At 64.8% G+C, this 24129-nt stretch carries 22 protein-coding genes; 11 read left to right on the forward strand and 11 right to left on the reverse strand.

The features are described 5' to 3' along the window. Positions 1–52: 52 nt before the first annotated feature. The 10 genes from FJV83_RS17140 to FJV83_RS17185 all read left to right on the forward strand — a co-directional run bounded on the left by FJV83_RS17140 (position 53) and on the right by FJV83_RS17185 (position 11954). A complete protein-coding gene (locus FJV83_RS17140; RefSeq protein WP_246691882.1) occupies positions 53–2437 on the forward strand; it encodes a thiamine pyrophosphate-dependent enzyme in 2385 nt (794 codons plus the stop codon). A 34-nt stretch (positions 2438–2471) separates the two neighbouring features. Further along, the gene (locus tag FJV83_RS17145) at positions 2472–3482 is read left to right on the forward strand and encodes a C-terminal binding protein (RefSeq protein ID WP_142886783.1); all 1011 of its coding nucleotides are present in this window, start codon (positions 2472–2474) and stop codon (positions 3480–3482) included. Further along, on the forward strand, positions 3479–4204 hold the full coding sequence (locus FJV83_RS17150) for an E3 binding domain-containing protein (RefSeq protein WP_142886782.1): 726 nt from the start codon (positions 3479–3481) through the stop codon (positions 4202–4204). Before FJV83_RS17145 ends, FJV83_RS17150 begins: the two co-directional genes overlap by 4 nt. 82 nt (positions 4205–4286) lie before the next feature. Beyond that, complete coding sequence (locus FJV83_RS17155; RefSeq protein ID WP_095773141.1) at positions 4287–5051, forward strand: GntR family transcriptional regulator; 765 nt, start codon at positions 4287–4289, stop codon at positions 5049–5051. A gap of 262 nt (positions 5052–5313) precedes the next feature. Beyond that, a complete protein-coding gene (locus tag FJV83_RS17160) occupies positions 5314–6378 on the forward strand; it encodes a substrate-binding domain-containing protein (protein WP_246691878.1) in 1065 nt (354 codons plus the stop codon). A 57-nt stretch (positions 6379–6435) separates the two neighbouring features. After that, positions 6436–7503 (forward strand): substrate-binding domain-containing protein, encoded by a 1068-nt coding sequence (locus tag FJV83_RS17165; protein WP_142886781.1) that lies wholly within the window; start codon positions 6436–6438, stop codon positions 7501–7503. Between the two features lie 67 nt (positions 7504–7570). Beyond that, positions 7571–9073: a sugar ABC transporter ATP-binding protein gene (locus FJV83_RS17170; protein WP_246691879.1), complete on the forward strand. Its 1503-nt coding sequence runs from the start codon at positions 7571–7573 to the stop codon at positions 9071–9073. A gap of 3 nt (positions 9074–9076) precedes the next feature. Next, complete coding sequence (locus FJV83_RS17175; RefSeq protein WP_142886779.1) at positions 9077–10105, forward strand: ABC transporter permease; 1029 nt, start codon at positions 9077–9079, stop codon at positions 10103–10105. Continuing rightward, entirely contained in the window at positions 10102–11070 is a 969-nt protein-coding gene (locus tag FJV83_RS17180; RefSeq protein ID WP_095773137.1) for an ABC transporter permease, read from the forward strand. Before FJV83_RS17175 ends, FJV83_RS17180 begins: the two co-directional genes overlap by 4 nt. Positions 11071–11072: 2 nt before the next feature. Further along, positions 11073–11954, forward strand: coding sequence for an SMP-30/gluconolactonase/LRE family protein (locus FJV83_RS17185; RefSeq protein ID WP_095773136.1), 882 nt, complete (start codon positions 11073–11075; stop codon positions 11952–11954). A 67-nt stretch (positions 11955–12021) separates the two neighbouring features. Here FJV83_RS17185 and FJV83_RS17190 read toward each other — a convergent pair whose 3' ends face one another. The 11 genes from FJV83_RS17190 to FJV83_RS17240 all read right to left on the reverse strand — a co-directional run bounded on the left by FJV83_RS17190 (position 12022) and on the right by FJV83_RS17240 (position 22857). Beyond that, positions 12022–12237, reverse strand: a complete 216-nt coding sequence (locus tag FJV83_RS17190) for a hypothetical protein (RefSeq protein ID WP_095773135.1) — start codon at positions 12235–12237, stop codon at positions 12022–12024. Then, entirely contained in the window at positions 12234–12989 is a 756-nt protein-coding gene (locus FJV83_RS17195; RefSeq protein WP_095773134.1) for a COG4280 domain-containing protein, read from the reverse strand. Before FJV83_RS17195 ends, FJV83_RS17190 begins: the two co-directional genes overlap by 4 nt. Positions 12990–13181: 192 nt before the next feature. After that, positions 13182–13811 carry a phosphonate metabolism protein/1,5-bisphosphokinase (PRPP-forming) PhnN gene (phnN, locus tag FJV83_RS17200; protein ID WP_185973445.1) on the reverse strand — a complete coding sequence of 210 codons (630 nt, stop codon included), beginning with the start codon at positions 13809–13811 and terminating at the stop codon, positions 13182–13184. Further along, the gene (locus FJV83_RS17205; protein ID WP_095773133.1) at positions 13808–14962 is read right to left on the reverse strand and encodes an alpha-D-ribose 1-methylphosphonate 5-triphosphate diphosphatase; all 1155 of its coding nucleotides are present in this window, start codon (positions 14960–14962) and stop codon (positions 13808–13810) included. The genes phnN and FJV83_RS17205 overlap by 4 nt, the downstream gene beginning before the upstream one ends. A gap of 35 nt (positions 14963–14997) precedes the next feature. After that, entirely contained in the window at positions 14998–15705 is a 708-nt protein-coding gene (locus FJV83_RS17210; RefSeq protein WP_142886778.1) for a DUF1045 domain-containing protein, read from the reverse strand. Positions 15706–15856: 151 nt separating this feature from the next. After that, entirely contained in the window at positions 15857–16669 is an 813-nt protein-coding gene (iolB, locus tag FJV83_RS17215; RefSeq protein WP_095773131.1) for a 5-deoxy-glucuronate isomerase, read from the reverse strand. A gap of 4 nt (positions 16670–16673) precedes the next feature. After that, positions 16674–16892, reverse strand: a complete 219-nt coding sequence (locus FJV83_RS17220) for a hypothetical protein (protein ID WP_010912852.1) — start codon at positions 16890–16892, stop codon at positions 16674–16676. A gap of 43 nt (positions 16893–16935) precedes the next feature. After that, positions 16936–17853: a myo-inosose-2 dehydratase gene (gene iolE / locus FJV83_RS17225; protein ID WP_142886777.1), complete on the reverse strand. Its 918-nt coding sequence runs from the start codon at positions 17851–17853 to the stop codon at positions 16936–16938. Positions 17854–17963: 110 nt separating this feature from the next. Next, positions 17964–19814: a 3D-(3,5/4)-trihydroxycyclohexane-1,2-dione acylhydrolase (decyclizing) gene (gene iolD / locus FJV83_RS17230; protein ID WP_142886776.1), complete on the reverse strand. Its 1851-nt coding sequence runs from the start codon at positions 19812–19814 to the stop codon at positions 17964–17966. Positions 19815–19844: 30 nt separating this feature from the next. Beyond that, complete coding sequence (gene iolC / locus FJV83_RS17235) at positions 19845–21779, reverse strand: 5-dehydro-2-deoxygluconokinase (RefSeq protein ID WP_142886775.1); 1935 nt, start codon at positions 21777–21779, stop codon at positions 19845–19847. 232 nt (positions 21780–22011) lie between these two features. Beyond that, positions 22012–22857: a MurR/RpiR family transcriptional regulator gene (locus tag FJV83_RS17240; protein ID WP_185973449.1), complete on the reverse strand. Its 846-nt coding sequence runs from the start codon at positions 22855–22857 to the stop codon at positions 22012–22014. A 156-nt stretch (positions 22858–23013) separates the two neighbouring features. On the opposite strand from FJV83_RS17240, the gene FJV83_RS17245 reads away from it, so the two are divergent. Then, positions 23014–24123, forward strand: coding sequence for a Gfo/Idh/MocA family oxidoreductase (locus FJV83_RS17245; RefSeq protein WP_142886773.1), 1110 nt, complete (start codon positions 23014–23016; stop codon positions 24121–24123). Positions 24124–24129: the final 6 nt, after the last annotated feature.

Below are 24129 nucleotides of genomic sequence, written 5' to 3' on the forward strand. Positions count from 1 at the left end.
CCGGCGCTCTGCCGCCCGGCGTCGGACGCATTTCAGGGAGGCTCTGGTGGCAATGTCTGCGGCGCGCGCACGCGACGATTTCAAGGGCGCTCCAAACCTGCCCGATCCAAAAATCCTGCTCGATCTGTTCGAACGCATGGTGCTTTTGCGCCGTTTCGAAAGCATCGCCCAGATCGCCTGCCGCAAGGGCGAAACACCCGGTTTCCTGCATCTCTATATCGGCGAGGAGGCGACGGGCGTCGGCGTCTGCGCGCATCTGCGGCCAACCGACTGGGTGACATCGACCCATCGCGGCCACGGCCACGCGCTGGCCAAGGGCGCCAATCCCGGCCGGGTGATGGCCGAGCTGTTCGGCAAGGTTGACGGCATTTGCGGCGGCCGCGGCGGCACCATGCATCTCTACGACCGCTCGGTCGGCCTGTTCGGCACCAACGGCATCGTCGCCGCCGGCATCGGCCATGCCGTCGGCATCGGCATGGGCGCCCGCCAGCAGGGCCGCGACGACATCGGCGTCGCTTTCTTCGGCGACGGCGCCGCCAACCATGGCGGCTTCCACGAGGCGCTCAACTTCGCCGCCGTGCAGCGGGCGCCGGCGGTCTTCATCTGCGAGAACAACCTCTACGCCACGGCGACGCCGCTGAAGTCGATCACGCTGAACCCAGAGATCGCCACCAAGGCCGCCTCCTACGGCATGCCCGGGGTTGCGGTCGACGGCAACGACGTCTTCGCCGTCTGGCTGGCGATGAAGGAGGCCGCCGAGCGCGCCCGTTCCGGCAAGGGCCCGACGCTGATCGAGGCCAAGACCTACCGCACCGTCGGTCACCATGAGGGCGATCCGGTCATCGGCACTTATCGCACGCAGGAGGAACTCGACGCCTGGATCAAGCGCGACCCCATCGACATGTTCCGCAAGCGGCTGATCGAGGACTATGGCATCGCCGATGCCGAGGCGCTCGCGGCAATAGAAGCGAGGATCGAGAAGGTGGTCGAGGAGGCTCTGACCTTTGCCCGCAACTCGCCCGAGCCCGATCCGGCGACGGTGCTTCTGCATGTCTTTGCCGATCCGATCAATCCGCCCGCCGCCTTGGCTTGGCGAGCCGTCGGCGAGACCCGCACGCAGGGATGGCTCGAGGCCGTACGTGACGGCATCGCCGAGGAAATGCGCGCCAATCCGGCGATCCTCTATTTCGGCGAGGGCACCGGCGAGCGCGGCGGCAGTTTCGCTCACACCAAAAACCTCTGGCAGGAATTCGGCGCCGAGCGCATGGTCGACACGCCGATCTCCGAGCAGGGCTTCACCGCCGCCGCCGTCGGCGCCTCGGCCACCGGAGCGCGCACCGTCTCGGACCTGATGTTCGCCGACTTTGCCTTCGAAACCGCCGGCCAGATCTTCCTGCAGGCGGCCAAGCTGCGCTACATGACCAGCGGCCTGATGAGCGCGCCAATGGTGGTGCGCGTCGGCGCCGGCGCGCTGCGCAGCTCCGGGCCGCATCACAGCGGCATCTATCATCCGGTCTTCGCCCATATGCCGGGCCTTATCGTCTGCGTGCCGTCGACCCCTGCCGATGCCAAGGGCCTGATGAAGACCGCGCTCAGGGCCGGCGATCCGGTCATCATGCTTGAGCCCAAGGCGCTGTTCGCCTCCAAGGGCGAGGTGCCGGTCGGCGAGCATTTTGTGCCTTTCGGCGTCGCGCGCATTGCGCGGGCAGGCACCGACATCACCATCGTTGCCGCCGGCCAGATGGTGCAGCGCACGCTGGAGGCAGCCGAGGCGCTCGCCGCCGAAGGAATCGAGGCGGAGGTGATCGATCCCCGCACCATCATGCCGCTCGACATTGACACCATCGTCGCCAGCGTCCGAAAGACCCATCGCCTGCTCATCGTCGACGAAGCCTGGGCGATGTGCGGCCTTGGCGGCGAGATCGCCCAGGCCATCAACGAGTTCGCCTTCGACGAACTCGACGCCCCACCGGGAAGGCTGCACACCGCGCCGACCTCGCATCCCTTCGCGCCGGTGCTGGAGCGCGCCATGCTGGTCGACACGGCGCGCATCGCCCAGGGCGTGCGCGACGTCATATCGGGCCAACCGCCGGTGCCGGACCATTGGTATACGGTCGGCCTGAAAAGTGCTGCGCCGGCTAACCCAACGCCTGCTCCAGCCAGATCCTTGCCCGCCGCTTCAGCGGCTGCCGCTCCCAGCGACGACGAGCCGATCACAATGCCGTTCGGCGATCTCACCGTCAGCGAAGGCACCGTCGTCAAATGGCTGAAGGCGGTCGGTGATCAGGTCAAGGAAGGCGAACTGATCGCCGAGATCGAGACCGACAAGGCCGTGGTCGAGATCGAGGCACCGGCCAGCGGGACACTCAACGCCATCGATCAGCCGGTCGGCGCCGTGGTGCCGATGGGCGGCCGCATCGGCGGCATCAAGAAATAACCCATCACCGAACTTGAAATCCGAAGGGGCTGGCATGAAGATCCTGTGCGCCAACTGGCAAGCCGCCGATGAGGCCGAACTCGAGCGGCAGCATTATCCCGATATGGAGTTCATCCTCGCACGCTCGACCAACGACAAGGCAGCCGCACTCGATCCTGCCGTCTGCGAGGTGGTCGACGCCGTCATCAACTATTCGCCCACCCACAATGTCGCCGCCGCGCCATCGGCCTTTCCCAAGGCGCGCATAGCGGTGCGTTCCGGCGTCGGCTTCGACAACATCGATACGGCGGGCTGGGGTGCGCGGAAGATTCCGGCTTGCAACGTGCCGGACTATGGCACCACCGAGGTCGCCGATCACGCCATCGGCCTCATGCTGGCGCTGACGCGCGGCACATCGGCCTATGGCGCCGAGCTTTCCAGCTATGGCGCCGAAGGCTGGCATTTCTCCAAGGCGCCGCTGGTCCGCCGGCACAAGGGCGCCACCTTCGGCATTGTCGGTCTCGGCCGCATCGGACTTGCGACCGCCCGTCGCGCCGCCGCCTTCGATATGAAGGTGGTGTTTTACGACCCGCACCTTCTGTCCGGTGTCGACCTGTCGACCGGCTACGAACGCGTCCATTCGCTCCGTGAATTGATGGAGCGGGCGGATGTGGTGAGCGTCCACACGCCGCTCAGCGAGGAGACCCGCAAGCTGCTTGGCGCGTCCGCCTTCGCCGCCGCCAGGCCAGGCCTTGTCCTCATCAACACCGCGCGTGGTCCGATCGTCGATCTCGACGCGCTGGAACCGGCGATTCGCGAGGGCATCGTCGCCGGCGCCGGCCTCGACGTCTTGCCGAGCGAGCCCGGCGATCTCGATCATCCGCTGCTCGCCGCCTGGCGCGCCCGCGAGCCTTGGATCGCCAATCGGCTGATCGTCACACCGCATGCCGCCTTCTACAGCCCGGCGTCGATGCGCGACCTCCGGCTGAAATCGATCGAGGTGGTCCACGCCTATCTCACCGAGGGACGGCTGACCAACTGCGTGAATTCGGAGTATCTGAAATGAACATCGCGACGGCGCAGGTCCGGGTGGCGGTTTCGCCCTATGCCCGCCGCCTGGCGCGCGAGCGTTCCCTGCCGCTCGAAACACTTCGCGGCAGCGGTCCTGGCGGGCGCATCCTGGCCGCCGATGTGCAAGGCTTCGTTCCGGTTGCCGCACCGCTCGCCTCGCCCAATGCCGTCGCCCCGGCAGCGGCCCTATCCCCGACCGCGCACCGGATCGCCGCCTTTGCCACCGCCGTTGCCCTCGGCGCGCTGCAAGACCTGCTGGCGGCGCTTGAGAGCTCGGGCCATGTGTTCGCCATCGACGACGTGCTGCTGCGTGCCGCCGGTCAAGCATTTGTCGAGATGCCGCAGGCAGCCAGGTTCGGTGGCGCTTCCGTGGCGCTGGAACTGGCAGGCCGGCAAACCGTATTCGCCATGATCCCCGAAATGGCCCTGACATCGCTGCGCGCCTTGCGGCTTGCGGCATTGGCCGACAGCCGGGATGAGACGGAAACTCCAGCGACCCTATCCCTGCGGCTGCTGCCGGCCAGCGACATCAGGCCGATGATGACGCCGCTTCTGCCGGGCCGCACCATGCGCCTGACCGTTTCGTCCGACACGCCGGGCGATCATGCCGAATGCCTGCTGACGACAGACGCGGCGAGCGTTGACGAGGCTACCGCTGCCGCATGGCTCGCGACCCTGAAATCGGCGATCGAACAGCCGCTTCGGCTCTTTGTCTGAGACGGTTGATCGTCAACAGCCTTGCCTAGCTTCGGGCGTGGGAAGCTATTATAAAAGCTTCGACACAGGCGCGACGAGGCACATGGACCACCCGACCATAGACAGTCTTCCCAGGCGCACGCTCGGCCGCGCCAACGGGCCGCTTTACCGCCAGCTCGCCGACATTTTGCGCGAGCCGATCGGCAACGGCACCTTCCCCGTCGGCGGCGAACTGCCGAAGGAAGCGACCATCGCCGAGCATTTCGGCGTCAGCCTGATCACGGTTCGCCAGGCGCTGCGCGATCTCGAGGCCGACGGGCTGATCCGCAAGCGTTCGGCCAAGCCTGCCGTGGTCGCGGCGCGCAGCCCCTCGGTCAATCTGAGCTGGAAGTTCAAGAATTTCGCCGACATGGCGGCCTTCACCAAGGATGCCGAGCTGACGGTGAAATCCTACCGCAAGGAGGTTTCGCCCGTGCTCCAGCGCCATTTCGGCATGGGCAAGGACGAGGCCGGCTATTGCCTGCGCAGCGTGCTGTCGATCGGCGAACAGCGCAAGGCGCAGATCACCACCTATTTCCCGCCCGACATCGGCGCGCGCCTGAAGCGGGAGGATTTTTCCGACGTGCTGATCTTCCGTTCGGTGCAGAAACATCTCGGCCTGCGACTCGACGTGGCGCATGTCACGGTGCGCGCCGAGATCGCCGACGAGGCGGTTGCCGCCGACCTCGGCATAACGCTCGGCAGTCCGGTGCTGACGGTAGAGATGCTCTACCAGTCGGCGGACCAGCGCAGCATCGAATTCTCGGTCGCCCGCCACCCCGCCGATATCTTCAGCATCACTTACGACGCGCCGAACGACCTGTCCTGAAGCGCGCCGGAGGCGGGATTTTCTGCTGACATCGCATAGACAGGCTCATAAAATTATAATAGCATGATAGCTAGGCTGGAGGGTCGGCCACGGGAGACGTCGCAAGAGGGGAACTCCGGCGAATTCGGCTCGTGGACGCAGCCTCTGGCAAGTCTGGGCAAATTGACAAAGGTGATTGGTACCGGTATCAATTTACCGTCTTCATCCGACTAAGATGGCGCAGTCCATCACCGGCTGGGCAGGAAATACAGGGAGGAAGACCATGAGACTAAGGAGCTTGAGCGCCTGCTTCGTGGCGCTTGCCGGGTTCGCGGCGTCGATGGCTGCGATGCCGGGCCATACATCGACCCCGAAACCGTACTCCATCTATCTCTCGAACAATTTCGTCGGCAATGACTGGCGCCAGCAGATGGAACGCGTCGCCAATGTCGCCGTCAACAAGGGGCCGCTGAAGGGCCGCGTCGACCTCAAGATCGAAAATGCCGAGAACACCGTTCAGGCTCAGATCAATTCGCTGAACAACATCATCCGTCAGAAGCCGGCTGCCATCCTCATCGATGCGTCGTCGGCCGAGGCGCTCAATCCCACCATCAAGAAGGCCTGCGACGCCGGCATCATCGTCGTCAGCTTCGACCAGACCGTGTCGGCCGAATGCGCCTACAAGCTGCATTCCGACTTCGACATCATGGCCAACAACCAGGCCGAATGGATGGCCTCCATCCTTGGCGGCAAGGGCAAGGTTTTCATGGATCGCGGCCTCGCCGGCGCGCCGATCTCGGAACAGTTCGAGAAGAACTTTGGTGCCGTGCTGAAGAAATATCCCGGCATCGAGATCGTCGGCTATTTCAACGGCAATTATGCCGCCGGGCCCGAGCAGGAAGGCGTGGCCAGCCTGCTTGCCGCGCATCCGGAAGTCGACGGCATCTTCTCGCAGGGCTACGGCACCGGCGCCATCAAGGCGCTGCAGAATGCCGACCGGCCGATGGTGCCGATCGTCGCCGCCGCCTTCAACGGCACCGGTGTCACCTGCGCCGAGACCAAGGGCGCCAAATGCTGGCTAGGCGCCAATCCGCCGTCGCTGTCGGCCGAAGCGATCAAGCTCGCGGTCGACATATTGGACACCGGCAAGAAGCCCGCCGACACCACCGTGCTGTTCAATTCACCCGGCCTGACCACGGATATGGTCGACGCGAAATACGCGCCGAATTCCTCGGCGGTGAAGATCGAGCTCGGCAAGACCGTATTTCCGGATCTCGCGCCAGGGCTTTCCCTGCCGGTGTCGCCGAGCTGGGTGGAGATCACCCCCAAGGAGGCCTCGGGAACCTGATTTGGTGATTGCGATGCGCCACATCAGGCGCGAAACGAAAAACGGGAGGAGAAAATCATGAAATCATTGAGCCGTAACATCGGCCTAGCAGCTTTTGCCGCCACCATGATGGCTGCCGGCATGCAGACTGGCCACGCCGAGGACCAGAAGCCCTACACCATCTATCTCTCGAACAATTTCGTCGGCAATGACTGGCGCCAGCAGATGGAGCGCGTCGCCACCGTCTCGGTCAACAAGGGACCGCTGAAGGGCCGTGTCGACCTCAAGATCGAGAATGTCGAGAACACCGTCCAGGCGCAGATCAACTCGCTGAACAACATCATCCGCCAGAAGCCGGACGCCATCCTCGTCGATGCCGGTTCGGACTCGGCCTTGAACCCGACCATCAAGAAAGCCTGCGACGCTGGCATCGTCGTCATCTCCTTCGACCAGGTGGTGACCGAACCCTGCGCTTATGCCGTTGCTTCAGACTGGGACCGCATCCCCTCCGTCATGGCCGAGTGGATGGCCACGCAGCTCGGCGGCAAGGGCAACATCATCCTCGACCGCGGCCTCGCCGGCGCGCCGATCTCGGCGCAGCTGCAGGGGGGCTATGAGAAGGTGTTGGCCAAATATCCCGACATCAAGGTCGTCGGCTACTACAACGGCAACTATGCCCTCGGACCGGAACAGTCGGGTGTCGCGGCACTGCTTGCCGCCAATCCGAAGATCGACGGCATCATGACGCAAGGCTATGGCTCGGGCGCCATCCAGGCGCTGAAGGATGCCGGCCGGCCGATCGTCCCGGTCGTCGGCTTCTCCTACAATGTCGCCGCCGTCACCTGCGCGCAGACGCAAGGCGCCAAGTGCATCCTGGGATCCAACCCGGCCTATCTCTCTTCGGAAGCGATCAAGCTGGCGGTCGACATTCTCGACACCGGCAAGAAGCCGGCCGAGCGTTCCGTCTCGGTCAAGGGCGATTTCGTCACTACCGATCCCTTCGAGTCCAAGCTCTATCCGGGCACCAAGATGATCAAGATCGCCATTGGCGAAAATGCCTTCCCGGACCAGGCGCCCGGCCTGACGCTGCCGATCACGCCCGATTGGGTCGAGATCACCGCTGCGGAAGCCGCCGGCAGCAAGTAACATCCGTGACCACGACCCTGTCTCCCGGCATCGCAAGATGTCGGGAGAACTTTTCGAAGGCGCATGCATGGACCTTGTCACTGTCAACGGCCTGTCCAAACGCTATGGCGGCATTGTCGCGCTGAGCGAGGCGACGTTCAGCGCCCGCGCCGGCGAGGTGCATGCCCTGCTTGGCGAGAACGGTGCGGGCAAGAGCACCTTCATCCAGATCCTGTCGGGCGCCGTGCAGCATGATGGCGGCTCGATCCTGGTTGATGGCCAGGATTATCGCCCGGCAAATCCGGATGCGGCGCAGGCACGCGGCATCGCCGCCGTCTTCCAGGAATTGTCGCTGATCCCTGATCTCAGCGTCGAACAGAACATCTGGTTTCGCCATGAGCCGCGCACGTGGCTTGGCACCGTCAATCGCACGGAGATGCGCCGCAAGACGCTGGCGCTGCTGGAAAAATACAACTTTCCGGCGCTTCGCCCGGATCAGGAGTTGCGGCGGCTGACCCTGGCCGAGCGGCAGATCGTCGAAATCGCCAAGGGCCTGGCCAAGGACCCGCGTATCCTGATCCTCGACGAGGCGACCTCGGCGCTGCCGGCACGGGAAGCCGAATGGCTGCTGAACCTTACCCGGCAGCTCGCCGCCGAGGGCAGGTTGGTGATCTTCATCTCGCACCGCATGGCCGAAGTGCGCGCCATCGCCGACCGGCTGACCATCTTCCGCAATGGCAGCACCGTCGCCGCGCATGAGGCCGATGCCGTGTCCGACAATGAGATCGTCACCCAGATGATCGGCCGCCATCTCGACCGGCTCTATCCCGAGCGTGTGTCCACCGCGACCGATCGCATCGCTCTCGGGGTAAAGGGGTTTTCGAGCGGCAGCCGGCTTTCCGGCGTCGACTTCGCGCTGCGCGAGGGCGAGGTGCTCGGCGTTGGCGGTTTGCAAGGTCATGGCCAGCGCGAACTGTTTCAGGCGCTGTTCGGCGCCACCAAGGCGAGCGGCTCGATCGAACTGTGGGGCAAGCCGGCCTCGATCGGCAATCCGCGCCAGGCGCTGACCGGCAAGGACGGCATCGCGCTGGTGCCGGAGGACCGGCGCGGCCAGGGCCTGCTTTTGACCAAGAGCGTGCGCGAGAATTTGACGCTGTCGGTCATCAAGCGCTTCACCGAAAACGGCTTGCTCAGCCGGCAAAAGGAAGCAGCGCTCGTCAAGGAAATGGTCGATTTCCTGCGTATCAAGGCCGGCACGCCGGAACAACTTGCCGGCACCCTGTCTGGAGGCAACCAGCAGAAAGTCATCTTCGGCAAGATGCTTTTGACGCAGGCGCGCGTGCTGTTGCTCTACGATCCGACGCGCGGCGTCGATGTCGGCACCAAGGGCGAGATCTTCCAGCTGATGCGCGACCTCGCCGCCAAGGGCTATGCGATCCTGTTCCATTCCAGCGACATGCCGGAACTCGTCCATGTCGCCGACCGCGTGCTGGTGATGCGCAACGGCCGCATTGCCGCGACGCTGGAGGGGGTTCACATTTCGGAGGAGGAAATCCTGCGCGCCGCCATGCTTGAAACCAGGGCGGCCTGAATCATGGTGATGTCCGTGCAGCAGACTGTGGAGATGGCGCAGAAGCCGGCCGGGACGAATCCCACCAAGCCGGCCATCGACTGGCGCGGCCGCTTGCTCGACCGGGCGCCGTTCCTGGTCGCCTGCCTGATGCTGGCCTTGATTGTCGGCATCTATGGCAGCCTGCAATCCGGCGTTTTCTCGCTGGACGAGCTCAACCTCGACACGGCGGCGGCGATGACGCTGATGCTGGCGGCGACCGGGCAGACCATCGTGCTGCTGCGCGGCGGCATCGACCTGTCGATCGGCGGCATGATCAGCCTCGGCACGGTGATCGCCGCGACGCGCTTTACCGACGATGCGTCGACCACGGCACTTTGGGCGCTGATCATCCTGGCGCTCGGTTTCCTGATCGGCGCACTCAACGGCCTGCTGATCTCGCTGCTCAAGCTGCAGCCTTTCCTGGTCACGCTCGCCACCTGGTCGATCCTCAACGGCATCGCCATGATTATCCTGCCGACCGATGGCGGCAGCATTCCCTCATGGTGGGTCGGCTTCGCTTCCGCACAGCTCCTCGGCCTGACCAACCCTGTCTGGATGCTGCTGGCGCTGCTGTTATTCTGGTGGTGGTTCCGGGCGACGCGGGTCGGCATCGCCATCCAGGCGACCGGCTCCAACGAAAAGTCGGCCTTCCTGTCCGGCGTCTCGATCGCAAGGGTCAACCTCGTCACCTACGGCCTGTCCGGCCTGTTCGCGGCCGGTGCGGCGCTGTTCCTGGTGACGCAGACCGGCGCCGGTTCGCCCACCATCGGCAAGGATTATATCCTTCCCTCTGTGGCGGCGGCGGTCATCGGCGGCGTCAGCCTGTTCGGCGGACGCGGCCATCTCGCCGGCACGCTGATCGGCGCCTTCGTGCTCACCCTGATCGGCAATCTGGTCTTCGTCCTGCATGTGTCGAGCTATTGGCAGCCGGTCGCCTCCGGCGTCATCCTGCTGCTCTCGGTGCTGGCCAGTTCCGTCGCCGAGAAAGCTGCAAGGAACCGTGCCCAATGAGCGCTTTCCTCGCCCGCAACCGCCTCATCGTGCTCGCCTATGCCGGCATGCTGGCGCTGCTCCTGGTCACGGCGCTGTTCTCGCCGGGATTCCTGTCGGTCTCCAACATGCGCTCCACCGTCGTGCTGGCCGCCTTCGTCGGCATCGTCGCGCTCGGCCAGACCTTCGTCATCATCGGCGGCGGCATCGACCTGTCGGTGCCCTGGGTGCTGAATTCGGCCGCAATCATCATGGCGCTGCTGTGCGGCGGGCAGGATCTGCCGCTGGTCTGGGTCATGCCGCTGCTGCTTGCCGGCGGCGCCTTCATCGGCCTCATCAACGGCATCGGCGTTGCCCAGTTCGGCGTGCCGCCGATCATCATGACGCTGGCCACGAACGTGATCCTGCAAGGCCTGATCCTGGTGCTGACCGGCGGTTCGCCCACGCCATCGGCGCCGGCCCTGATCCAGTTCCTGTCGGTGGGGCGGCTCAGTGGTTTTCCGGTCATCGCGCTGATCTGGCTGGCGCTGACGCTGGTGGCGACGCTGCTGCTCTCCAAGGCGGCGTTCGGCCGCCATCTCTACGCGCTCGGCACCAGCGCCACGGTCGCCGAATTCTCCGGCGTGCCGACCGCGCGCACCACCATCCTCACCTATGTCATCTCGGGCCTCACAGCCGCTTTCGCCGGCATGCTCTTGACCGGCTATTCCGGCCAGGCCTATCTCGGCATGGGCGACGCCTATCTGTTCACCTCGATCGCGGCGGTGGCCATCGGCGGCGCCTCCATCCTCGGCGGCAGCGGCCATTATCTGGGCACCGTCGCCGGCGCCATGGTGCTCACCATCCTCACTGGTCTTTTGCCGGCGCTGAACCTGTCGAGCGGCGCGCTGCTCATCGTCTACGGCGCGGTGATCCTGCTCACGGTCTCGATCGGCAGCGAGACCTTCGCCGGCCTCGGCGGCAGGCTGCGGAGAAAAGAGGGCTGACCATGGTCGAAATCACTTGCGTCGTCGATGCCAGGGCCGAACTCGGCGAAGGCACGCTCTGGGATCCCAAGGCCGGCGTGCTGTGGTGGATCGACATCTGGAAGAAGCTGATCCATCGCTACGACCCAGCGACCGGCAAGGACGAGACCTTCGAGACACCGGAATATCTCGGCTGCCTCGGCCTGCGCGAGAAAGGCGGCCTTGTGCTGACCATGGCCAATGGCTTTCACTTCTTCGACCCGGCGACCGGCACGTTCGCGGCGATCGTCGACCCGGAATCGCATATGCCGAATACCCGTTTCAACGATGGCAAGCCGGATCGCCAGGGCCGCTTCTGGTCGGGTTCGATGTTCGAGGTGCCGGGTCAGCCGATCGAATTCATCGGCGCGCTCTACCGGCTCGATCCTGATCTGTCGGTGCACAAGATGATCGACGGCATCGGCTGCTCCAACGGGCTCGCCTGGAGCCCGGATTCCAAGACCATGTATTTCTCCGACAGCCATGCCGGCGCGGTGTGGGCCTATGATTTCGATGCCGCCACCGGCGATATCGAGAATCGCCGAACGTTCATCGACATGACGATGACCGGCGGCGTCGCCGACGGCGCCACCGTCGATGCCGAGGGCTGCTACTGGGTGACCATCCCGGTGACCAGCAAGGTCTGCCGATACGATCCTGATGGCGAATTGATGCAGACCGTGGTTCTGCCGACCGACCTGCCGACGTGCTGCGAATTCGGCGGCAAGGATCTCGACATCCTCTATGTCACCTCGGCCGTGCTCAGGCGCCCGGCAAGCCACTTCGTCCGCCAGAAGAATCCGGGCGGATTGTTCGCGCTCGATGTCGGCGTCAAGGGCCTGACCCTGCCGGCGTTCAAGGGATAGCCAGTGTACCTCGAACATCGTTTCGCTATCGAAACGATGTCTGAAGTAGTGGCCATGCGTGCCGTCTTTATCGTTTGACCGCACGTGCCGCGCGGCGAACGCTTTGCAGCAGGATGGCGAGGCAGCCGACCAGCAGCAGCGCGCCGCCGAGCAGCGGCGGCAGGGCCAGCAGCTTCACCGCCGCCGCGACGGCGGCCACCAGCATCAGTGCCAGCAGCGCCAGATTGCCGTCATCGACGAACATGCCGAGGAATTCCCTGGCAACAAGGCGGATGACGCTCATCGGGCGAACCCTCCGGCTGATACAGTATAGGTGCCGCGCAGCCAGCGCACCATGGCAAAGGACGCCAGCGCGACGATGGCGAAGATGGCGAGCAGAGCGAGATCGGCGCCCGGCCAGTCGGCGCCGATGCCTTCGCCGGTCCAGAAGATGCCGAAGCTGGTCAGCATCAGCCCGACCACGAATTTCAGCGCATTCTCCGGCACGCGCGCCAGCGGCCGGTGCACCGCCAGGCCGATAAGCATCACCAGGACGAAGGCTGCCAGCGCGCCCAGGCTGGCGTAGAGCGTCTGCCCATGGGCGGCGCCGACGGCAATGACGATGAACACCACCTCGACACCCTCGAGCAGCACCGCCTTGAACGAGGCCAGGCCGGCGAGGTGGTCGGCGCGGCGGTCATTGGCCTGCTGGGTGAGGGCGGCGGTCTCCTTGGAAAAGGCCGCGTCCTCGTCATGCAGCGCGATGACGCCGACGCTGCGCAGGATCGCCTTTCGCAGCCAACGCATGCCGAACAGGATCAGCAGCACCCCGACGACGAACTGCAGCGTGGTGATCGGCACCAGCGCCAGCAGCGGTCCGAATGCCAGCACCAGCGCCGCCAGCAACGCCAGCGCCAAGGCGGCGCCCGTCAGCGCCGGGCGCCAGCTGCGCGTCACGCCGACCGCAAGCACGATGGTGAAGGCTTCGACGACCTCGACGAAGGAGGCGAGAAATGCCGCCGTGACCGTCGGGAGGATGGGCGTCAGCGTCTGCATCAAAGCTTCCTGTCCTGTCTCGTTCGCCACGGGTTCTCTGAGCGGGTGTTCCAGGACGCGTGGCCCGGAATCACTTCTATGGTCAGCACCACATAGCGCTCCGGAAGCCGCGGGAAAGCAAGTGAACGCCCATGGGCGGCGCTTGGGGCCAATCGAGCCGCGCATACTGCGGCTGCGGGACGCACGCCTAAATCAGATCATGCCCGACATGTCGGAGAAGGCCATTGCCTTGAGCAGCAGCTCGGCGAAGCGCTCGCCGGCCACTTCGCGCGGGCCGCTATTGTCGATCGTGGTCACGCCGGGGCCGGTCAGGGTCACATTGGCGCTGCGCGCCAGGCGCGCCAGCACTTCGCCGCGCGACTCGCGGCCGCGCATGGCCAGCCGCGAGGCCAGCACGTCAGGCGAAGCAGTGATCTCGACAATGGCCAGATTGGCATAGCGCTCGCGCAAGGTGGGAATGATCGCGCGCGACACGTTCGCCACCGCCACATGGCCATTGGCGACCGACCAGTCGACATCGGCAGGCAGGCCGTAGCGCAAGCCATGCGCTTCCCAGGAAATGGCGAAGGCGCCGTCGGCCTCGGCCTCGACGAAGGCGGCGTCGGCCAGCGTGTCGTGATCCTCGCTCGCCGCATCGCTCGGCCGGGTGATGACGCGGCGCACGAACTCCAGCCGGGTCTCGTCGGCGAAGAGGGCACGGGCGTAGCCGATCACCGTGTCCTTGCCGGCGCCGCTTGGCCCCACGACCGCGACAAACACGCCATGACGAACGGGGAACGTTTCAGCTGACAATTCACGCTCGATCAAGGCCGACACCATCATGCGACCCGGCGCCCTTGCCGCCAGACGGTGCGCACCACTGGAACATGGTCATCCACACGCACGCGCACCAGGTCGGCGCGGCGGCCTTGCTCGATGATGCCGCGGTCGGTCAGGCCAACGGCCTCGGCCGGGTTCTTCGACACCATGGCGACCGCCTGCGGCAGCGAAATGCCTTCGACCATGTCGCCGAGGAAGAAGGCCGACTGGATCAGGCTGAAGGGAATATAGTCTGATGACAAGATGTCGAGCAGCCCGTCGCCGGCCAGCGTGCGCGCCGAGACATTGCCCGAATGCGAGGCGCCGCGCATGACGTTCGGCGCACCCATCAGAACGCCCAGGCCCGCGGCCTTCGAAGCGCGCGCCGCTTCCTCGGTGGTCGGAAACTCGGCAACGCGCACGCCCTGCTCGATCGCCTCGTCGACATGGCCCGAAGTGGCGTCGTCATGGCTGGCGAGCACGATGCCGCGCTCATGGCAGGCAGCCGCGATCACCGCGCGGTTCGGCGCCGAATAGCGCGCCGATTCCGCCATCCGCTTCTCGCAGAACAATTGGAAGTCGCGATCGGTCAGCTTCAGCTTGCGCTGGTAGTAGTAGGCATAGGTTTCGAGATTGACGAACTGACGCTGGCCGGGCGCATGATCCATCAGCGAAGCCAGCTTGACCCGGTCGTCCCGGTCGAAATTGGCGAAGGCCTGCAGGCAATCCGGCGCCGAAACCTCGCAGCGCAGATGCAGGAAGTGATCGGCCCGCAGACGATCCTGCGCGACGCTGTCCTCGATGGCATCGGCCAGCTTGCGGATATCGGCCAAGGTGAGGTCGGCGTCCTCGTCCATGCCGACGCGCAAGGCGTCGAGCACGGTGGTGATGCCGGCCGTCGCCACCTGCGCGTCATGGGCAAGCACCGCGGCGATCGGGTTCCAGCGCACCTTCGGCCGGGGTGCGTAATGGCCTTCCAGGTGGTCGGTGTGCAGCTCGACCAGCCCGGGAATGACATAGTCGCCGCCCATGTCCTCGCCGGCCATGTTCCCGCTGGTGTGGCTGCTGCCGGCATCGATGTCGGCGATAAAGCCGTCACGCAGCACCAGCGACCCCTCGACGATCTCGTCGGCAAGCACGATGCGGGCGTTGGAAAGAACGGTCTCGGCGGTCATTTCGGGCAGTCCTTTGGTTCTTCGAGCAGGGGTGTTCAGGCGATTTTCCTTGCCGGGCGGCGTCCCAGCGCGTGCTGCGAAAGCACCATGAACGGCGCGCCCGGTTCGGGTTCGACAAACAGCGTCAGCGCGTCGACCAGCACCGGCTGCCGCAGCACATCCGCGAACAGGCTGTCGATTGCTGCGCGCAAACGAGGGCTTTCCTGTGGCCCGGCGCGGCCCGACAGCGTCATGTGGAAGCGGAAGGTCTCGAAGACATAGGGGTAGCCCCATTGGCAGAGATTGCGGAACTCGGCCGGCTTCAGCGAATCCGGGCTGCGCCGCTCGATCTCGGCCTCGGTCAGCGGCGCGCGGAACCGGTCGAAATCGCGCACCACCTCATCGGCGAAACGGTTGAGCGGCGGCAGCGGCCCCTCCGGCACCAGCGCGAAGAAGCTGTCGATCTGGCTGACGACGAGACGTGGGATCGTCACGACGGGCGTCGCTTCGGCAAATTGGTCGAGCCCCGCGCGCAGCGAAGCCTCGGTCTCGTTGGCGGCCAGGCGGAAGGGTGCCTTCAGCGTCGCGTGGAAGCCATAGCGGCGGGCCGAGGCGGTGTGGAAGGCAACTTCCGCCGCCGACAAATCGGCCACGGCCTCAACCGGCCTTGTCGCCGCGCCGAACGGGTCACAGCCCAGCCAGTTGGCGGCGATCCGCGCCAGCGGTTCGTCCTGCCGGGGGGTGAAATAGATGGCATAACGCATCAAAAATCCTCGTCAGACCGCTGCCATAAGTGATTTCCATGACAGATTGACGAAGCTTTGCAGGGTTTTCGAAGGCAAATCACCCCAATAGGTCCTTAGCCGACGATTTTTCCGAGCTGGATCAACAGGTTCAGGAGGAATCTCGGACCGGTCAGGCCTTCATCAACCATTCGTGCTCGGGCGCATTGTGGAATTTCCACGTCCGCCTCGGTCCGGCCATGACGTTGAGGTAATAGAGGTCGTAGCCATGGCAGGCGGCGCAGGGGTGATACCCCTTGGGCACCAGCACGACATCGCCATCCTCGATCGCCATGGCTTCGTCGAGCGCGCGATGGCCATCCTTGTCGGCATCGGTGTAGACGCGCTGGAAGGCAAAGCCCTGCGGCGGGTTGAGGCGGTGGTAGTAGGTCTCCTCGAGATAGGATTCGGCGGGCAGATTGTCCTGGTCATGCTTGTGCGGCGGATAGCTCGACGTGTGGCCGCCGGGCGTGATGACCTCGACCACCAGCAGCGAATCGGCCGGCTTGCCTTCCGGCAGGATGTTGGTGACGTAGCGCGTGTTGGTGCCCTTGCCGCGCACCTCCTGGCCGAGATCGTCCGGCCCGATCACCCGAACCGGCAGGCCGCCGCCAAGGCCGGGCGCCGAGCAGACGGCGAGTTCGAGATCCGTGTCAGCCGTCACCGACCAGTCCGATCCCTCCGGCACATAGACCGACCAAGGCTTGCCCTCGAAGGGCGACATGCGCTCGCCGAGCAGGCCGAGATCCTTGCCGTCGGCTTTCGCTGTGCCCTTGCCGGTGACGTAGACCAGGCAGACTTCGCGGTCTTCCGTCTTTCCCGAGGCGCTTTCGCCGGGTTGCAGCCGATGCAGGTCGAAACCGACATAAGTCCAGCCGGCGCTTTTCGGCGTCACATGGGCGACGCGGCCATGGCCCTTGTCGGCTTTGACGAGCAGCTTGGACATCGGGTTACTCCTTCGGTTCGGACTCGGCCGTCGCCTTGTTCTCGTCGGCCGGCTTGTACAGATAAAAAAACTGCCAGACGGCATAGCCGGCGAAGCCGAGCGCGATGGTGCCCCAGAATGGCGTGCCGGTGGCGAACTCGATGATCGACCAGATGACGCAGACCGCGACGACGGCGACACGCCGCCACAACGGGCGGAAGAAGGGGTGCTCGGAATCTTTCATCGGGCCAATCTACAGCAACCTGCCTCGCCGTGAACCCGTCGCGTCAGGCATTCGGAAAACCCTGGGTTTCGACCGTGTAGCCGGCCGCCGTCATCACCCGCATCAGCTCCTTGTGGCCGACCTGCGCCATCTTGAGCGGCGGGTTCTTCTTCGGGTCCTGCTCTGCCTCGACCACGAACCAGCCTTCATAGCCATAGTCGGCGAAGCGCTGCACGATGGCGCCAAAGTCGAGCGAGCCGTCGCCCGGCACGGTGAAGGCGCCGAGCGCCACGGCGTCGAGGAAGGACTGTTTCGTGCGGTCGAGCTTGTCGATCACGGCCATGCGCACATCCTTCACATGCACATGGCTGATGCGCTTGTGGTGGTTGTCGATGGCGCGCAGCACATCGCCGCCGGCGAAGGCCAGGTGGCCGGCATCGAGCAGCAGCGGAATGCCTTCGCCGGAATGGCGCATGAAGGCGTCGAGTTCCGGCTCGGTCTCGACCACAGCCGCCATGTGATGGTGGTAGGACAGCGGCATGCCTTGTTCGGCGCACCATTCGCCGAATTCGGTCAGGCGCCTTGCATAGGCCTTCATCTCGTCGCCTGAAAGTTTCGGCTTGGTGGCCAGCGGCTTCGAGCGGTCGCCCTGGATCGAGCGGCCGACCTCGCCATAGACGATGCAAGGCGCGTTGACCGCCTTGAACAGCTCGATCATCGGCTGGATGCGATCCTTGTTCCTGCTCATCTCCTCATCGACCAGCGTGCCGGAAAACCAGCCGCCGCACAGCGTCACGTCGGCGGCCTTGAGGATCGGCAGCATGACGGCAGGGTCGTTGGGAAAACGCCGCCCCATCTCCATGCCGGTGAAACCGGCCGAGCGCGACTGGCGCAGGCACTCCTCCAGCGACACGTCATCGCTCAGTTCCGCAAGATCGTCGTTCCACCACGCGATGGGGGACATGCCCAGTTTGGCTTTCAAGTCGTCACTCCGGTTTAGAACAGTTCATTCTTGGGCCGCCGGCGCTGCCCCTCATCCGCCTGCCGGCACCTTCTCCCCGTATGGGGACGGGAAGAAGGGGGGTAGCTGCATCAGTCGCCGACGCTCTGCATCTGGCGCTTTTCGTCATAGGCCTTGCGCGCCGCGTTGACCTGCGGCCGCGCGGAGACTTCCGGCACCGCCACATCCCACCAATGGCCGCCGGCGTCGGTGGAGACCAGCGGGTCGGTGTCGATGACCAGCACGGTGGTGCGGTCGTTCGTCTTCGCCTTCTGCAGGGCGTTTTCCAGGCCGGCGATCGACGGCACTTTCTCTGATATCGCGCCCATGCTCGCCGCATGCGCGGCGAAGTCGATGTCGGGCAGGATTTCGTGGCGCGAATCCTTCAGGAGATTGTTGAAGTTGGCGCCGCCGGTCGCCATCTGCAGCCGGTTGATGCAGCCATAGCCTCGGTTGTCGAGCAGCACGATAGTCAGCTTGAGGCCGAGCATCACCGAAGTGGCGATCTCGGAATTCAGCATCAGATAGGAGCCGTCGCCAATCATGACGACCACCTCTTCGCCGGGTTTCGCCATCTTGGTGCCGAGCCCGCCGGCAATCTCGTAGCCCATCGTCGAGAAGCCGTATTCGGCGTGGTAGGAGCCGGGCGCGCCGGCCTGCCAAAGCTTGTGCAATTCGCCGGGCAGACCGCCGGCGGCATGCAGCAGCGTCACGCCGGAGCCCATGGCGCGCTGCACGGCGCCGATCACTTGCGCGTCGGACGGGAAGGCGGCGTTGGTCGACGCCGTCACCTTGGCCGCGTCGGCCTGCCAGGCCTTCTTGCCCTTGGCCGCATTGTCGGTCCAGGCGGCAGGCGCCTTCCAGCCTGTCAGCGCCGCGCCAAGTTCTGCGAGCCCCTCGGCCGCATCGGCGACCAGTGGCAGGGCGCGGTGCTTGCCGGCGTCGAAAGGCTGGACGTTGAGCCCGATGATGGTCTTGCCGGAATTCTTGAACAGCGCCCATGAGCCGGTGGTGAAGTCCTGCAGGCGCGTGCCGATGGCGAGCACGACATCGGCTTCTTCAGCCAGCCGGTTGGCCGCCGAGGTGCCGGTGACGCCAACCGCCGCCATGTTGAGCGGATGATCGTCCGGCAGCGAGGATTTGCCGCCTTGTGTCTCGCAGACCGGAATACCGGCGCCCTCGGCGAATTTGGCCAGCGCATCGGAGGCCTGCGAATAGAGAACGCCGCCGCCGGCGATCACCAGCGGCTTCTTGGCGCCCTTGAGTGCCGCCACAGCGGCGGCAAGCTCGTGGCGGTCCGGGCGTGGCCGGCGCTGGTGCCAGACCCGTTCGGCGAAGAAGCTCTCGGGATAGTCATAGGCTTCGGCCTGCACATCCTGGCAGAGCGACAGCGTCACCGGACCGCAATCGGCCGGATCGGTGAGCACCTGCATGGCGCGGTTCAGCGCCGGGATGATCTGCTCGGGCCGGGTGATGCGATCGAAATAGCGCGAGACCGGACGGAAGCAGTCATTGACCGTCGCCGTGCCGTCGGAAAAATCCTCGGCCTGCTGCAGAACCGGATCGGGAATGCGGTTGGCGAAGACGTCGCCGGGCAAAAACAGGACAGGCAACCTGTTTACATGCGCAAGTGCGGCAGCCGTCACCATGTTGAGCGCGCCGGGACCGATCGAAGAGGTCGCCGCCATGAAGCGGCTGCGGAAATTGGCCTTGGCATAGGCGATCGCCGCATGCGCCATCGCCTGTTCGTTGTGAGCGCGGAAGGTCGGCAATTCGTCGCGCACCTGGTAGAGCGCTTCGCCTATGCCAGCGACATTGCCGTGGCCGAAGATCGCCCAGACGCCACCGAAGATCGGCGTTTTCTTGCCGTCGATCTCGGTCATCTGGCGGGACAGGAAGCGGGTCAGCGCCTGCGCCATCGTCAGGCGGATTGTCTTGCTCATGGTGTTTTCCTCCGCAGTCCCAATGCCTTCTTATGCCGCCTTGCGGCCGCGCGCGGCAAGCCACGCCTCGGTCAACTGTTCGAAGCGCGAGGCCATGTCGGCGACAGCCTCGTTATCCGACATCCTGCCGGCCAGCCACTCCTCAGCCGCATGGACGAAGATGGTGCGGCCGACGGCGAAACCCTTGACGATCGGTGCCTTGGCGGTAGCGGCGAAAGCTGCCTCCAACTCGTCCTGCGGCGCTTCCAGGCCAAGCAGCACGATGCCACGGCACCACGGATCATGCTTCAGGATCACCGCTTCGATCCTCGCCCAGGCGCCGCTCGACGCCTGCGGCTCGAGCTTCCACCAGTCCGGCTTGATGCCGAGCGCATAGAGCTCTTCCAGCGCGCGCGGAATGGTCGTGTCGTCGAGCTTGCCGTGCTTGCCGGCGATGATCTCGATGAGAAGTTCCCGGCCGACTTTCCGCGCCGCCTCGAACAGCGCGCGCAATTTCTGCTGCTGTTCTTCCTTCAAGGCCGCCGGATCGTCGGGATGGTAGAAGCACAGGCACTTGATGCAGTGATCGACCGGCCATTCCACCAACTGCGAGCCGATATCCTGCGAGAATTCGAAGCGCAGCGGCCGCGAGCCCGGCAATTCGACAGGGCGGCCGAGCCAGGCGAAGGGATGCCCGGCGAATTCGAACATCGCCTCGCGGCCATGTTTCTCGTCGATCAGCATGCCGTAGCCGTCACGGCCGGCAGCGACCTTCGCCGCTGCCTTGACCGCCAGCACCTTGAAATCGCGGATGCGCGCCGGATCGGCACCGGCCTTCGCCGCCACGTCCTCGAGCTGCACGCGGTGGTCGCAGGCGAGCGCCATCAGCGACGGGATGTCGCGCCGCCGGGTGGTTGCCCAATGGATATGGTTGATCGCCTCGTCCTTGCGCAGCGCCCTGTATTTGCTGCCGTTCTTGAGGAAGAACTGCAGCTCATCGAAGGTCGGATATTCCGGCGCGCACAGCAGCCGCGACACGGCGAATGCGCCGCAGGCATTGGCCCAGGTCGCTGCCGTCGCATGGTCTTCGCCACCCAGCCAGCCGCGCAGGAAGCCGGACATGAAGGCGTCGCCGGCGCCCAGCACATTGTAGATCTCGATCGGAAAACCCTTGCCGACGACACCGTCTTCCAGATCGTCGCTGATCGGTCCGTCATAGACGATGCAGCCCATGGCGCCGCGTTTCAGCACGATGGTGGCCGACGACAGCGCGCGGATCGTCTTCAGCGCGCTCAGGCAGTCGTCGGCGCCCGAGGCGATCATGATCTCTTCCTCGGTGCCGACGATGAGATCGCAATCGGGCAGAACCGTCTTCAGCTGGGCCGAGACCCGGTCCGATTTGACGTAGCGCTCGAAGCCTTCGGCATGGCCGGCGAGGCCCCACAGATTGGGCCGATAGTCGATGTCGAAGACAACCTTGCCGCCCTTGGCTTTCATGATGCGGATCGCCTTGCGCTGGGCGGCGTCGCTGTTGGGGCGCGAAAAATGCGTGCCGGTGACGACGATCGAACGCGCCGAAGAGATAAACGCCTCGTCAATGTCTTCCGGCGCCAGCGCCATGTCGGCGCAGTCCGAACGGTAGAAGATCATCGGCGAAACGCCTTCGCTCTCGACCGAAAGCAGCACTAGGGCGGTCAGCCGCTCCTTGTCGGTCTTCAGCCCGTCGGTGTTGACGCCTTCACGCTTCAGCTGTTCGCGGATGAAGCGGCCCATCTGCTCGTCGCCGACACGCGTCAGCAGCGCCGAACGCAAGCCGAGCCGCGCCGTGCCGACCGAAATGTTGGCCGGGCAGCCACCGACCGACTTGGCGAAGGAGGTGATGTCCTCCAGCCGCGAGCCGATCTGCTGGCCATAGAGGTCGACGGAAGCGCGACCGATGGTGATGACGTCGAGCGGCACCTGTTTGGCGTCCACTGCTTCGCTCATTGGATCCTCCCGTCAGTCTTGTTGTCAGGAACAACATTGTTTGGGTAACACGCGCGAGCGGCAGCGTGGTGCCGGGAATATGAAATAATAATTCCAATCCATAGTCAATATGGAATGAGCATTCCTTCGTCTAAAATTGCCTGCCCGTGATCCCGAACCAAGGGACCGCGTAAGCGAAAAGTGGCTGCTGGTTTTCGGAAAAGATCATGGTCAAACAAGAAAGGGTGCCCGATCAGCCTTTGCGCTTGCGGCCCATATCGCGCCGCTTCTCGCCGACGCCGACGGTCAGCGCCATGGCCAGCGCCATCGTCGCCGACAGCGAACGGAAGCCTGCGAAATCCGCCTCGGCAACCTCGAACCAGACCCTGGCGAACTGGGCGAGTGGCGAAAACGAGCTGTCGGTGATGGCGACGATCGGCACGCCCTGTTCGGAAATGGTGCGTGCTTCCTCGATGGTGGCCGGCGCATAGGGCGAGAAGGAGATGGCGATGACGGCGTCCGCCGGCGTGGCGAAGGCGATCATCTCGGCGTTCAGGCCGGCGGCCGATTCGATCAACTGGTTGCGGATCTTCAGCTTGCCCAGCGCATAGGCGATATAGGTCGCCGCCGGATAGGAGCGCCGCTTGGCCAAGACATAGATGGTCTGCGCCTTCGCCAGCAGCGAAATCGCGTCTTCCAGATGCGCGTCATCCAGCGTGCGCGAAATGTCGTTGAGCGAGGTGCTGGCGGCGGCGACGAATCCGTCGAAGATCGCCCGGTGGCCGGCGCCACCCTCGGCCTTGGCGCGCAGCGCCTGTAGCCGCTCGTCATAGGATGAGTTGCGCTCGCGCAGCCGCTCGCGGAACACTTGCTGCAGGCTGGTGAAGCCGTCGAAACCGAGCTGCTGGGCAAAGCGGATCAGGGTTGAGGGCTGCACGCCGGCCGAGGCGGCGATGCTGGCGGCGGTGCCAAAGGCGATGTCGTCGGGATTGTCGAGCGCGTAGGCGGCGATCTGGGCGATGCGCTTCGGCAGGCTTTCACGCCGGTCGAGGATGGTGGCGCGCAGCGTCTCGAAGTCGCGAGGTATCCGTTCGTCCATCGTCGGCCCGTCCAAGCTCATCCGTGAAGCGTCCTCTCTGCCCCATCATAGCGAGCCCGCGCAAGAACGCCATAAAAAATGAGGCAGACATTCCATTCTTGGAGAAAATGGACTAATTCATCCACGCAGTGCTTCAGGCAGCGGAGGAAACGGAAAATGGTCGGCGTCGGTCTTATCGGCACGGGTTTCATGGGCAAATGTCACGCCATTGCGTGGAGTGCCGTCGGCGTGGTCTTTCCGGATGTCGCCAAGCCCCGGCTCGTCCATCTCGGTGAGGTCAATGAGGAGCTTGCCCGGCGCAAGGCCGGCGAGTTCGGCTTTGCCAGGGCCTCCGGCGACTGGCGCGCCGTCGTCAACGATCCCGAGGTCGATATCGTCTCGCTGACCACGCCCAACCAGTTCCATCCGGAAATGGCCATCGCCATTCTCCAGGCCGGCAAGCATCTGTGGTGCGAAAAGCCGATGGCGCCGAGCTTTGCCGAAGCCGAGGCGATGGCGGCAGCGGCCAGGAAATCTGGCAAGGTCGCTGCACTGGGCTACAACTACATCCAGAGCCCGGCCATCCGTCACATCGGCGCGCTGCTCGACGAGAACATCATCGGCGAGGTCAACCATCTGCGCATCGAGATGGACGAGGATTTCATGGCCGATCCCGAGGCACTGTTCTTCTGGAAGCACGAGGCCGCGTCCGGCTATGGCGCGCTCGACGATTTCGCCGTGCATCCGCTGTCGCTGGTCTCGGTGCTGTTCGGCCGCGTCGCCAGCGTCATCTGCGACATGGCCAAGCCCTATGCCGACCGCAAGCTCGCGACAGGCGGACGCCGCGCGGTCGAGACCTATGATATAGCGAGCGTCCTGATGCATCTGGAAAACGGCATTGCCGGCACGCTCCAGGTCAACCGCTCGGCCTGGGGCCGCAAGGGCCGCATCGCCATCCAGATATTCGGCTCCAAGGGCTCGATCCTGTTCGACCAGGAGCGGATGAACGAATTGCAGCTCTATCTCACCGCGGACCGCCCGACCGAACAGGGCTACCGCACCATCCTGGTGGCACCGCACCACAAGCCCTACGACGCCTTCTTGCCGGCGCCCGGCCATGGCCTGGGCTTCAACGACCTCAAGATCATTGAGTGCCACGAATTGCTGACGCGGCTTGCCGGCAGGCCGGCGCGCCTCATCGAATTCGCCGAGGGACTGGAGATCGAGCGCACCGTGCATGCCATGGCACGCTCCTTCGAGGACAAGCGCTGGGTGGATGTGCGGTAGCTCCCT

It is taken from the genome of Mesorhizobium sp. WSM4307 (genome assembly GCF_007003945.1).
Lineage (GTDB): Bacteria > Pseudomonadota > Alphaproteobacteria > Rhizobiales > Rhizobiaceae > Mesorhizobium.